Origin of the sequence: Wolbachia endosymbiont (group B) of Dolichovespula media, assembly GCF_947179505.1 — a bacterium.
Taxonomy (GTDB): domain Bacteria; phylum Pseudomonadota; class Alphaproteobacteria; order Rickettsiales; family Anaplasmataceae; genus Wolbachia.
In genome coordinates, this window is record NZ_CAMXBR010000001.1 from 1 (window position 1) to 12,932 (window position 12,932).

The 12,932-nt window shown below is 34.1% G+C and carries 8 protein-coding genes and 1 pseudogene; 5 read left to right on the forward strand and 4 right to left on the reverse strand.

Going from position 1 to position 12,932, the window contains the following annotated elements:
* From OM967_RS00005 to OM967_RS00020, 4 genes and pseudogenes are all read right to left on the reverse strand, one after another.
* Positions 1-1,471, reverse strand: a pseudogene (locus OM967_RS00005) (cytoplasmic incompatibility factor CifB); the annotation flags it as partial.
* Between the two features lie 138 nt (positions 1,472-1,609).
* A complete protein-coding gene (locus OM967_RS00010; RefSeq protein ID WP_264337288.1) occupies positions 1,610-5,098 on the reverse strand; it encodes a C48 family peptidase in 3,489 nt (1,162 codons plus the stop codon).
* A 53-nt stretch (positions 5,099-5,151) separates the two neighbouring features.
* Entirely contained in the window at positions 5,152-6,597 is a 1,446-nt protein-coding gene (locus tag OM967_RS00015) for a cytoplasmic incompatibility factor CifA (protein WP_319606899.1), read from the reverse strand.
* Positions 6,598-6,742: 145 nt separating this feature from the next.
* Complete coding sequence (locus OM967_RS00020; protein WP_264337290.1) at positions 6,743-7,663, reverse strand: Rpn family recombination-promoting nuclease/putative transposase; 921 nt, start codon at positions 7,661-7,663, stop codon at positions 6,743-6,745.
* 120 nt (positions 7,664-7,783) lie between these two features.
* Between OM967_RS00020 and wmk (OM967_RS00025) the strand changes: the two genes are divergently transcribed.
* The 5 genes from wmk (OM967_RS00025) to wmk (OM967_RS00045) all read left to right on the forward strand — a co-directional run bounded on the left by wmk (OM967_RS00025) (position 7,784) and on the right by wmk (OM967_RS00045) (position 12,747).
* Complete coding sequence (gene wmk, locus OM967_RS00025) at positions 7,784-8,695, forward strand: WO male-killing family protein Wmk (protein ID WP_264337291.1); 912 nt, start codon at positions 7,784-7,786, stop codon at positions 8,693-8,695.
* 169 nt (positions 8,696-8,864) lie between these two features.
* Positions 8,865-9,521 (forward strand): JAB domain-containing protein, encoded by a 657-nt coding sequence (locus OM967_RS00030; RefSeq protein ID WP_264337292.1) that lies wholly within the window; start codon positions 8,865-8,867, stop codon positions 9,519-9,521.
* A 99-nt stretch (positions 9,522-9,620) separates the two neighbouring features.
* Positions 9,621-10,832, forward strand: a complete 1,212-nt coding sequence (locus OM967_RS00035) for a hypothetical protein (RefSeq protein WP_264337293.1) — start codon at positions 9,621-9,623, stop codon at positions 10,830-10,832.
* Between the two features lie 78 nt (positions 10,833-10,910).
* Complete coding sequence (gene wmk / locus OM967_RS00040; RefSeq protein WP_264337294.1) at positions 10,911-11,819, forward strand: WO male-killing family protein Wmk; 909 nt, start codon at positions 10,911-10,913, stop codon at positions 11,817-11,819.
* A gap of 25 nt (positions 11,820-11,844) precedes the next feature.
* Positions 11,845-12,747: a WO male-killing family protein Wmk gene (gene wmk / locus OM967_RS00045; RefSeq protein WP_264337295.1), complete on the forward strand. Its 903-nt coding sequence runs from the start codon at positions 11,845-11,847 to the stop codon at positions 12,745-12,747.
* Positions 12,748-12,932 lie beyond the last annotated feature (185 nt).

A 12,932-nucleotide genomic window follows, 5' to 3' on the forward strand; every position in this document is an offset into this window, starting at 1 on the left:
GTTGTTGCGCATCGTGAGCTCTAATATGAAGTATAACTATATCAGAACCTTCAGCATGAAAGACCATAGTTAAACATCTTAAACCCTCATCACCATGTCTAAATATGTACTTTGTTATAGGTGCTTCGTCTTCCTCTTCTAGTTCTAAAGGGTGCCTATCAAAAGCACTACTTCCAAAAGCAAAGCCAGTTATGCAATCAAATATTCTATTATAATTCTCTGCATTTCTTGGTATTTCAGCAGGAAGATGGTGAAGCAAGAAATCTCTAACATTTTCTCTAATGCCTTCATTCTCCAAACACTCAAATAATCTTTGTACTAAAGGAAATCTATCCTGTTGAAGTTTTACTGTATCAACACTAAAAGGATCTAGATCTAAATTAAAATTTAATCCAACACAGACAGTATTTCTTGATTCAGTATGGATAGGTATAAATGAAGAAGTGTGTAACCTTCCAGCGTAGCCTATGGCACAGTTTAATGTAACATCTGACGGTGTGTCAAATATAGCAAGATTAATAACAATAGGAATATTTTCTCTTTCTGCTTGATGACGTACAAGAAATGCAACATGTGTGTTTCTAGGAGATAAATCAAGATCGATGCCTATTGTGTAGCGATGACTAAAATTTGCTAAGAAACCTAATAAAAACCCGTGACCCTCAAATCTTTGATTGCGATTTTCAATATTATTTTCCAGTACTTGTCTGTAATTATTATAGATGTCAGTTATGTATGGCAAAATTTCTCTGCGTATTCTATCTCTTACATCTTGTCTTCTATCACTCGCTAGCATTCCCATAAAATTATCAATTCCTTGTTGACCCTGTGCTACTTGCGCAAAATTGACCAACCTATCAAGTTGTCTACGCTGATTTTGATTGAGTTGTCTTCCTTCTATTTCCTTAATTGTTAGTCTGTGATCTCCTAAGAGCCGTCTAATAAGATTGATTTCAGATGCTGAATATTTGGCAAATTTATTCCTACCTTGATGATCTTTTTCACGAATTACCTCGAATACCGTTGCAATTACCTCTCCCTGACTCTTGCCCTTTCTGTGCATGCATACTTTGTATTGCTCAAAATTTAGGTCTTCTTCCCTTAAATTTGGATTTTGCCGTCTAATCTCTTGTACTAGAGCATTTCTCTCCCTTGTACTGAACCTCAACCCATCACTATTAGGACGATCAGAAATACTGTAGCATCTGACAACTTGCTGTCCGTCAGGATAAACAGCAACTTTTAGGTTTGCCGTATTTCGATTTTTACCATTACGTGGATTAACACCATGGTTATCAAAACGAAAATAGATTCTCTCATTTGCATTTAAGGTATTAGCATCATGTGCAATAGATAACATACTAAAAATGAATACAGGAAGGAAACGACCTGCACTTATATGATACAAGAAAGATGGACATTGATCTAAAAAAGATTCAAATCCTTTAATAAGTCCATCACCATTATTCATACAAAATACCCCTTATTTACTACGACCAGAAACACCAAGAGTTCATAAGTGGATTACTTATTACCACTAAGCGTAAAGACGCTTTTTTTCTTATAAGAAGAAACACCACTTACACTAGGAGTTCCAAGCTATTAACTTCTACCTACTACCTCTACTATTGCTATGGTTATAAACTCTACTCACTCCATCAATTTTATCTAATGCAGACTGCGGGTTACCAAAATCAATTGATATCACTCTTTCTCCGCCTAATTGTAATGCTCCTCCACCTCCACGCTGTGGGTATTGGAGTCCTAAAAATTGTAATAGTAATGGATCAAATTCATGTTGAATTCCTGGATGATCTTGAATCAGTCTACCCCTAGGAGAAGATAGAGGATCATTTTGGAATAATTGTGAAATATTTCTTCTCCGATTTTTAAAGTATTGTTCATTTCTTTGAGATTGTCTAGTGTCATTTCCAATGCCTACACTAAGAAGACCACGTATATAACCTATAATACCCTCACCTTTCTCTCCAAAGTTATTATTTCCCTGTAAAGCTTGATCAATAGCTTGGTTAATATCCCTAGCATTTTCGTATACCCATATGCCACAATTATGGCCATCTGTTTGCTGATGAACGGAAACATTATGGACATTATCATCGTTAATATCACATTCTCTTAAAGCTCCTCGAATATTATTGTCAATACCACTATCTGGACCAAGTGAATCAGCATAATACCCATAATAATTTCCATTTTGGTGTACAATAACTAATGTAACCCAATGACGATTACCTACATTAATAATAGCAATTAATCTATCTTTTTCACCCGAATCTACTTTTTGTTTAAAGTTAGCTATGTGACTACTTAATAAGCCCCTACCTGTTGGATCATTTTGATTTCCATCGACTCCTACTGAAGTTATTGTAAAATCATGACGATTATTAGTTGGATTAGATCGATCATCATAGAAAGTATATTGTTGTGCAGCGAAAAACATGTCATGAGTTTGTAGCCAATAACGATAATTTTGATTATCTGTTGCAAAGTCTAGTGCAAGTAGATCATGCACATCTTCTATCTCACGAGCGTTGTTTCTACGAAGGATAGCATTTATTTGTTGTAATATTCCTTGTGCTGTAGGAGTACCACCTCCCCTTATTCTTGACTTTAATGTTTCTATTACCTGTGCTCTAGTACCTTGCAAGTAACTAAACGGAACATGTAGATTGTCGCCTATATCAAGCAAAAAAATCGAATTTTGTCCTGGTGCTTTTTCTTCGTAAAAACGCCTAAAGTTTTCACGAGTCTGATCTGATGATAGACCTTCTGGTGGATTCTCATCAATAACACTTTCAGGTCCCACTAATCCTCCTGGTCTTGAACCGCGAACATGACGATCAAGCTTGTGTACATACTCTTCTCTTCCTATCCCTTCTGGGAAAAGTATAAGATTACCTGCTTCGCGTGCATCTCTATTAAACACAATAGGAAACAAAACCACCTCATTTCCAGAAGTAATAGGTATAAATCCTCTGTGTTGTTTCTTAAGTCTTCCGATTTCTTGTCTCGCATTATTTTGCTGTTGTCCTACTTCTTCTGCATTATTAGCAAGTCTTAACACATATCCAATTGGGTGAGTATCTAAGTCATTCTCTCTAGGTTGTCTTAATAATAAAAGATCTAATCTCTGTTCTGTAATTCTTGTGAGTATTACCCTTTCTCCTCTTTCTTCCTGCCCCCTTTTTAAACTATATGTTTGACCAACTTTATACATAGCAAGCACTTTATAAGGATTATCACTAGCATAAAATGTACCATGTAGTATAGAACGGAACTTATCCTCACTATTAACATTTATTGTATCCACAAGCGGCATCAATGCTCCAGAGATCTCTTGAAATAATCCTCTATGCTGAGCTATATTTTTCCAGCCATCATTCACAACTTGATTTAAAGTATTATGTACATTTTCAGTATTGGGCACTTGTACAAGATCACCAGCAAGAAAATTATTTGCATTATTATTTTGGTAATCGTGATATAAACCAAGGTCATTTGGTAGATCAATATCTAGTTCAAGTTGATTATTAAGTGTGCATGAAACTTCCCACACATGAACATCATTTCCATTAACATTAAGAGTCTGTAAATTGATGGCTCCTTGTTGTTGCGCATCGTGAGCTCTAATATGAAGTATAACTATATCAGAACCTTCAGCATGAAAGACCATAGTTAAACATCTTAAACCCTCATCACCATGTCTAAATATGTACTTTGTTATAGGTGCTTCGTCTTCCTCTTCTAGTTCTAAAGGGTGCCTATCAAAAGCACTACTTCCAAAAGCAAAGCCAGTTATGCAATCAAATATTCTATTATAATTCTCTGCATTTCTTGGTATTTCAGCAGGAAGATGGTGAAGCAAGAAATCTCTAACATTTTCTCTAATGCCTTCATTCTCCAAACACTCAAATAATCTTTGTACTAAAGGAAATCTATCCTGTTGAAGTTTTACTGTATCAACACTAAAAGGATCTAGATCTAAATTAAAATTTAATCCAACACAGACAGTATTTCTTGATTCAGTATGGATAGGTATAAATGAAGAAGTGTGTAACCTTCCAGCGTAGCCTATGGCACAGTTTAATGTAACATCTGACGGTGTGTCAAATATAGCAAGATTAATAACAATAGGAATATTTTCTCTTTCTGCTTGATGACGTACAAGAAATGCAACATGTGTGTTTCTAGGAGATAAATCAAGATCGATGCCTATTGTGTAGCGATGACTAAAATTTGCTAAGAAACCTAATAAAAACCCGTGACCCTCAAATCTTTGATTGCGATTTTCAATATTATTTTCCAGTACTTGTCTGTAATTATTATAGATGTCAGTTATGTATGGCAAAATTTCTCTGCGTATTCTATCTCTTACATCTTGTCTTCTATCACTCGCTAGCATTCCCATAAAATTATCAATTCCTTGTTGACCCTGTGCTACTTGCGCAAAATTGACCAACCTATCAAGTTGTCTACGCTGATTTTGATTGAGTTGTCTTCCTTCTATTTCCTTAATTGTTAGTCTGTGATCTCCTAAGAGCCGTCTAATAAGATTGATTTCAGATGCTGAATATTTGGCAAATTTATTCCTACCTTGATGATCTTTTTCACGAATTACCTCGAATACCGTTGCAATTACCTCTCCCTGACTCTTGCCCTTTCTGTGCATGCATACTTTGTATTGCTCAAAATTTAGGTCTTCTTCCCTTAAATTTGGATTTTGCCGTCTAATCTCTTGTACTAGAGCATTTCTCTCCCTTGTACTGAACCTCAACCCATCACTATTAGGACGATCAGAAATACTGTAGCATCTGACAACTTGCTGTCCGTCAGGATAAACAGCAACTTTTAGGTTTGCCGTATTTCGATTTTTACCATTACGTGGATTAACACCATGGTTATCAAAACGAAAATAGATTCTCTCATTTGCATTTAAGGTATTAGCATCATGTGCAATAGATAACATACTAAAAATGAATACAGGAAGGAAACGACCTGCACTTATATGATACAAGAAAGATGGACATTGATCTAAAAAAGATTCAAATCCTTTAATAAGTCCATCACCATTATTCATACAAAATACCCCTTATTTACTACGACCAGAAACACCAAGAGTTCATAAGTGGATTACTTATTACCACTAAGCGTAAAGACGCTTTTTTTCTTATAAGAAGAAACACCACTTACACTAGGAGTTCCAAGCTCAGACTGCGGACTATCATCAACTGGCAAAGTTGTTTTCTTACTACCATGAGCTTTAGATCGTGATCGCAAATTACTGCAAGGACCATCACCTACAGGACCAGGTGGTAAAATTGTTTTCTCTAACTCAGAGAATAATTCTTCTGCAAACAGACCGTAATCTACATTTACTCTTTTACCTTCCCTACCGCATAATCTAAGGTCTCTTATTATTAGTTTTTTAAAGAGCTCAAACTTTTCAGGAAAGCAATCTTTGGCAAATGACATCATATCTAATATTTCTTTTTTCTCTATTTCTTTTTCTTCATCAGTCTTATAAATGTCTTCTCGTCTCCAATTGACTATTAACTCTGCAAATACACCACTTGTAGGAACTGTATAATTAGAAGTATTAACAGCAGCTTTTCTGTATTGATACAAGCTACCACATTCCCAAAATTCCATAATAAGAGATCTAGCTTGAACATTTGATTCAGGATTTTTCAACATCACATCTGAAAGAGAGGAAAGAAAAAGCTCATAGTCTCGCTGTGAGAATATTTTGTCCGAACAGTCTCCTCTTGCTGAAACTTCTTTATAACACCAGCACTGTACCAAATCATGAACCGTATCAAAAAAACATGACTCTATTAATTCAGCAAAAAGGGAATATACTCCTTTATCTTTCTGTGATAATTTCTGTAAAAGAGTATCTTTATCGACTATCTTATTTACACAAAAATCTAAAATAGGGGCGTCTTTCTCAACAGATTGAACGCGAGAAAGAGCAAGAATAGCTTCTGTGAGCTTCTTTTCCTTATCTTCTTCTTTTAAATGATTATAAAAATACTCTACCCCTTTACTCCACTTAAGTTTTACAGCACTGTCAAAACCTTCTACTGCATCATACTTCTTTAATTCCCCAGATTCTCTATCGATCCAGAAATCAAATACAGGACCTTTCCTCTTTATGCTATCTAGTAACGAGTTTTGTACGTATTTGCCAAATTCAGTTTCAGTTTTACCATCAAATGCACCAGGAGGAAACTTGTTCCTATAAGATTCAAATCTTTTTTGAAAGAGAGGATGAATTTTATCCACTACACAGTAACTACAAGCCATCTCATATTTGCGAAGTGGATTATCTATTCCACCTATTTTTTCTTCACTAAACCTTTGACCTAAAGCAGCATTATCCAACCTTACACCTGACCAGCAACCTTCATCTTGAAATACATTGTGCAAAAACTTCAACTTATCACCCTTAAAGTATTTTATGTGCTCCATAAAGTTATCTTGAAGGACTCCCACCCATCTCTTGATAGCTGACTTCCTCCCGGCAACAACTGCTGGATCTGGATGTTTAATAGCTTCCTGTAATTTTTTGGACATCGTAGCCCGAAGCTCTTTCTGTGTTGGCATTATCCCCCCTATTAAGTATTAACAGTGTCATGTAAAAAAGGCATTATACAGAAATTAGAATGGATTGCAATATTAAAATTACCAGAATAGAGGGTTTAATAAAAAAACGTTATGGCTAAAACTTCTTTTCTTGAATTTTCTCAATATAATCAACAGAAAGACCAGTAGTTTGAGTTATAATGTCAATAGAAACTCCTGCTTTAAGTAGATTCTTTGCAACCTCAATTTTCTCTGCTTTTCTGCCTTTTTCATGGCCGATTTGGATGCCTTCTTGTCTACCTTCTTGTCTACCTTTTTGAGTGGCATCATCGAGTTTTTGAGCGAGGACAGCCTGTTCATCACGAATACGCTTTATCTCTTGTTCATAGGCTATAAATTCTTTTTCTGACCAGTTGAACCTATTTAATTCTTCATACGCTCTTTTAATTATTAGATCACTTCCTATTATTCTCTCTAGCTCTTCTTCACTAGTTTCATCTGCATATCTAAAGAAGTAGACCCATTTTTCAACTATACTTGAAAGCTGATCTTCTTTTGTTTTTGGAAATTTAGGCAACTCAATAAATATAAAGTAAAAATCTTTTAGATCACGTTCATTAGTATCTTCATCGCGAATAGTATGCTTTGATTTGTACTCAGACTTATCAGGAAATAAAATACAATCTGCTATAGCAATAAAGATAATTTCCTTAAGGTCCTGGTATTGATCACCTTTATCGGCTTGTCTTGAATAGGCTTTAGCAGCATAGTATTGGGCACGTTTCTCGAAGCCTTTGGTTTTAGCGACCTGCATTTCAATAATCCATTGCACCCCCGTGGAATCTCTACATAATACATCAACAATGCTTTGCTTTTTAGAGGCAATATCAGGGTCTTGAATAGTACTTAAAAACTCTATATCCTTTATTTCATTTTTGCCAGTAAAACCCAGAATATCATTGAGAAAGTGAATGAGGATGTCTTTATTCTTTTCAGTGCCAAAGATACGGCGAAATGCGACATCATTCTTGGGATCCAGAAACTTCGAGAGAGCCATAGCAAGAGTACCTAAAAAGCATTAATAATTATACACAATTCTGAAGAAATATTCAACTAAAATGCAAACATAGAAGTTTTTGTATATCTTTGTTTGGTAGTATTAACATGTATAATATTTATGGCAAACATCTCAATAAGGTATCAGATAGCACAAAAAGTAAGGAACTGGAGGTTAAAGCGAGGATATACTCAAAAAGATTTAGCGAAGAAAGTCAGTGTAACGTATCAAGTAGTACTACAATATGAAAAAGGAACACGTAAAATTTCGATTGAAAAGTTGTATGCTATAGCAGAGATATTGTCGATTGGTATTGTAGACCTAATTCCTGTATCAAATGAAAAAATCTGTCTTGAAGATGAGGGAGAAGAAATACTAAATCTAGTAAGAGAATATAAAAAGATTAATGATCAGGAATTACGTAGAATGTTTTGTTTACTAACCAAATTTGTTCAAGTTAGTGAGAAAAATAGTAAAAAAACGGAGAGAATAAAAATTGCAAAAGGTCTTATTAAAGCAGGAGTTTCTGTTGATACTGTTTCAAAAACAATTGGTCTGTCTGCTGATGAATGTGTTGAAGAAAAAACGGGTTCTATCTACTACCAAATAGGAAAAAAGATAAAGGAGTGGAGGGCAGTACGGGAGTATACTCAAAAGGATTTGGCTGAGAAAATGGATACAACACGTGATGAAATAAGCAACTATGAGCAAGGACGTGTGGCCATTCCACTGGAAAAATTATATGCAATAGCAGAAACATTATCAATTAGCATTACAGATCTGCTCATAGAAGAAGATGAGATAGTAGAAAATGAACTACCTGATTTAATAAAAGAATACAAAAAGATTGAAAGTCAAGAACTACGTAATGCATTAATAAGATCTCTATTTGAAGGCATACGGATTTGCGAAGAAAAAGTGAAAAGAGCAGAAAAGATCAAAATTGCAAAAGACTTAGTAAAAAAAGGAATTTCTATCAATATTATTTTAAAAACAATAGGCATCTCTTTAGACGAAATTCAACAAATTTAAGTAAAAAAATCAGTATCTATTAACATCTTTACTTTTTGATGAAAAAATAAGTAAAAAAGATTGAAAAATTGATTTGACTTCACTCGAAAGCTATGGCTCTATGCCAATGCTGATAAAAAACAGCAGTAAATATTTAAAAAAAGTTTGTTGTTAGTGAAGGGTAAATTATATGAATAAAAGTAAAGAAGAAATCGAATTCAGAATATTAGAAAGCAAAGGCAAAGCACTACTTGATCGTGAAATAATGGAAACGTTTTTAAGTGCAGTACATGAAAGAGCACAAGCTCAAGAAATTGCTAAAAATCTGGTGAACACTTATACGGGAGTAGGAAGGATTTTAGGCCGAGAAATGGATGACCTGAAAGTTATAGAAGGAGTAACTGATTCTGCAGTAGCAATGATTATGTGTGTTAAGGAAACACTAGAAAGGGTACTGAAAGAAAAGCTTAAGAGTGAGCCAATAATGGACTTACAAGGGCTAGTAGAGTACTTAAACGTAAGTATAGGTCATGCAGAGAGGGAATGTGTAAAAATACTGTACTTGAATAAAAGGCGTCAACTAATTGGAGAAGAATCCTATATTGGTGAAATGGAAAAAGCACCAGTATACATAAAGGAAATTATAAGAAAAGCATTAATAAAGAATGCAACATTAGTAATAATGTCACACAACCATCCTGGGGGACGCTTAGAACCATCAGAAGAAGATCAAGAAGTAACGAAGAGCTTAGCAGCAGCATGTAGTACTGTAAGCGTTAGATTATTTGATCATATTATCATTACAAGTGGGGGCTATTTTAGTTTTAGAGAAAGTGGATTGTTATAGCAGAAAGTATTTGTAAATCTACTCACTATGATTTATTATAAGTAATAAAGTGTATAATAACTGTACACTTAGAAAGTATATTTAATAGCGGAGGCTAATATGGGTAATAAAATAATTGTACCTTTTGGTGACAAAAAAGGAGGTACTTACGAATTAAACGTTGACCTTGATAAGTTATCAAAAGGTGAGATGTTAAATGCTATTATAGGAATTGGTCGTACTGAAGAGCAGTCTACCTTTGTAAGCAAAATTAATAAGGCTAAAAAGCCTGGAGATAAAGAAATAGTACCTTTCCCTTGTAGAAAAGTTCGCGAAAACCAAATCAACTATGGGAAAGGATTTGACTATATTTATGGCACAAAACCTTTGAGTAATCAAGCAGATTATCCAGAAGGGTTAAATCCATTTGCTTCAGCTTTGCAAAAAATAAAGCCAAGTATAAGCGAAAGCGAAAAGTTGAGCTGGTTTAAAAGTGAAGTGGTAGAGGCAAAAAACGTAAATGAATTGCACAAAACTATAGACCAAGTACTAGCCTCTGGAGCAAGAATAAATGCATATAACGATGGGGAATGGAGCATTGCAGAGTATGTAGTATTGGGTACACATTTTCATAAATTTGATAAGACTGATCGAAAAAAGATAATGCGTAAATTAATGCTAAGTGGTGCAGATTTTCATGATACTTTATTGCAGAATAAACTAATAGGTGAAATCTATAATGAGCTACAGCCAGAAGTTCAGCCACAGATAGATGAGAGACTAGAAGAACTAGAGAAAGCTGGCGAAAATGCTATGCAAGAAGGAGAATTAATAGATGTTGAGATAGATAATACAACATCGTATATAGAATTTTCTGGGGATAGCAAGGTAGAGGTAGCCAAAATACTGAGAGAGTTAGGAATTAATATTTTAAAAATTGGCAATGATGCAGTTGAGGTTAAAAGTGAGAAGGGAGGTATAAGAAACTATATCGATATGTCAGATGAAAGCTCTATTATATTAGAGTTTCCTACAAGCATTGGTAAGCTAAATATTATATTGTACCACGATGTAAAAAAATATGATCAAGTACAAGTCAGAGTAGAAAACAAGGAAATGTGGGCTGAGTTACAAAAAAGAGGCGAAGAAATTGGAAAAAATTGCCTCTTTGGGGGAGTGAAGCTTAAGGAAGTGGTAGAAAGAGGTAATTTCACTAGATGTGGCATATGGAATGAAAAGTATGCTATAAAAGAGATTAGCAATGATGAAGTATTGTCTTCATGGGTAAATAGGGTATGTGGAGGTAGTAAAGAAACCTTTAGGGAACTTTAATGCGTCTACAGCAAACTTTAAGGTTCCAGAGGTTTTTTCTACCGTTATATCTGAGCTATAGTAGAAAATATTATACGCATGGTTGTTTTCGTGGAAAAAAGTCTAGACTGTGAAGTAAGGGAAAAAGTAAAAAATTGGAGGTTAGAGAGAGGTTATACTCAGAAGGATTTAGCTGAGAAAATTGGTGTAAAGTATTGGGTGATATTGCAATATGAGAAAGGGAATCGTAGAATTTCAATTGAAAGGTTATATGCTATAGCTGAGGCACTATCAATCAGTATTACGGATCTTATTCCTGTATCAAAAAGCTGTCTTGAAGATGAGGGAGAAGAAATATTAAATCTAGTAAGAGAATATAAAAAGATTAATGATCAGGAGTTACGTAAGATGTTTTGTTTATTAACCCAATTTGTCCAAGTTAGTGAAAAAAGTAGTAGGAAAGCAGAGAAAGTAAAAATTGCAAAGGGTTTGGTTGAAGCAGGAGTTTCTGTTGATGTTATTGCAAAAACAATCAGTCTCTCTGCTGATGAATGTGTTGAAGAAAAAGTTGGTTCTATTTACTGCCAAATAGGAAGGAAGATAAAAGAATGGAGGCTAGTAAAAGAGTATACTCAAAAAGATTTAGGAAAGAAAATGAATACAACCCGTCACGAAATAAGCAACTATGAACAAGGACGTGTAGCTACTCCACTGGGAAAATTATATGTAATAGCAGAAACATTATCGATTAATATTACAGATCTGCTAATAGAGGAAGGTAGTAAAGTAGAAAATGAACTACCGAATTTAATTGAAGAATACAAAAAGATTGAAAGTCAAGAACTACGTAATGCACTAATAAAATCTTTGTTTGAAGGCATACGGATTTGTGAAGAAAAAGTAAGAAAAGCGGAAAGGATCAAAGTTGCAAAGGATTTAGTAAAAGGGGGAATTTCTATTGATATTATTTTGCAAATAGTTGGTTTATCCGCTGATCAAATTGCATGAAAATTTATTTCTAAGTAAGGTATATATGTTTGTTTCTGTAAGAGATGTTAGTTCTATACACTACAAAATAGGGCAAAAAATAGAAGATTGTAGATTAATGCAAAGGTGTACTCAAGCAGAGTTAGCAAGTAAAATCGGATTAGCATATAAAGAAGTAACCAATTATGAAAATGGGTATATTCCTATTCCGATTGAAGTACTATATGTAATAGCAAGAGTACTGTCAGTTAATGTTGTAGATCTATTACCTAAACCAATAACAGTAAGAGAGTATGAAGATGAAGACGAAGAAATACTCTATCTAACAAAAATATATGAGAATCAAAAGTTAGGCAAAATAGTACCTTCATTAATCAGGTTTGTTCATATTAGCGAGAAAATCAATCAAGAGGAGGCAAGATTAGAAGTAGCAAAAAATCTAGTTAAAGAAGGAGTTTCAGTTGACATAATTTCCCAAGCAACCGGCTTATCTATTTACGAGTATGATAATACAGAGAAAGAAGTCTGCACTGATTCTATATACTACAGAATAGGGCAAAGAATAAGAGAATGGAGGTTGATAAGAAGATATACTCAAAAAGATTTGGCGGATAAAGTTGGTTTAACACTCAAGGAAATACACGAATATGAAATAGGATACACTGCCATATCATTTGACAAATTATATCAAATAGCAGAAGGATTATCAGTGAATATTAAAGTTCTGCTACCTAAAACAAGAGAAAGCAAAAAGCTATTGAGTTTAATGGATGAGTACGGAGAACAAGAATCACTAGTCAAATCTCTATCTGAAAGTATGAAAAATGGCAAGAAAAAAGTTAAAAAAATAGAAAAGATCAAAGTTGCGAAAAATCTAGCAAAGGCAGGTGTTGCTATTGATATTATTGTGCGAGCAAGTGGCCTAACTACTGATGAGTGTGAAAATTGAATTGTGTTAAAGATATAAGTAAAAGTAGTTATATACTTAATATAGATAAAGGTTGCAAATAATCTACTTATGCTGGACATTTCTATTGAGGAGCTTGAAAATCATGCTTTCAAAACTTAACCTGGATTAAAGATTTCAGTAGTTTACTTACTCATAAATAATACATTAAAATATCAATAAAAATA

Excerpts from the sequence above, each read along its gene's own strand:
- OM967_RS00010 (WP_264337288.1), bottom strand. The coding sequence starts at position 5,098 with ATGAATAATGGTGATGGACTTATTAAAGGATTTGAATCTTTTTTAGAT.
- OM967_RS00035 (WP_264337293.1), top strand. The coding sequence starts at position 9,621 with ATGGGTAATAAAATAATTGTACCTTTTGGTGACAAAAAAGGAGGTACT.
- wmk (WP_264337295.1), top strand. The coding sequence starts at position 11,845 with ATGTTTGTTTCTGTAAGAGATGTTAGTTCTATACACTACAAAATAGGG.
- wmk (WP_264337291.1), top strand. The coding sequence starts at position 7,784 with ATGGCAAACATCTCAATAAGGTATCAGATAGCACAAAAAGTAAGGAAC.
- OM967_RS00020 (WP_264337290.1), bottom strand. The coding sequence starts at position 7,663 with ATGGCTCTCTCGAAGTTTCTGGATCCCAAGAATGATGTCGCATTTCGC.
- OM967_RS00015 (WP_319606899.1), bottom strand. The coding sequence starts at position 6,597 with ATGTCCAAAAAATTACAGGAAGCTATTAAACATCCAGATCCAGCAGTT.
- OM967_RS00030 (WP_264337292.1), top strand. The coding sequence starts at position 8,865 with ATGAATAAAAGTAAAGAAGAAATCGAATTCAGAATATTAGAAAGCAAA.
- wmk (WP_264337294.1), top strand. The coding sequence starts at position 10,911 with ATGGTTGTTTTCGTGGAAAAAAGTCTAGACTGTGAAGTAAGGGAAAAA.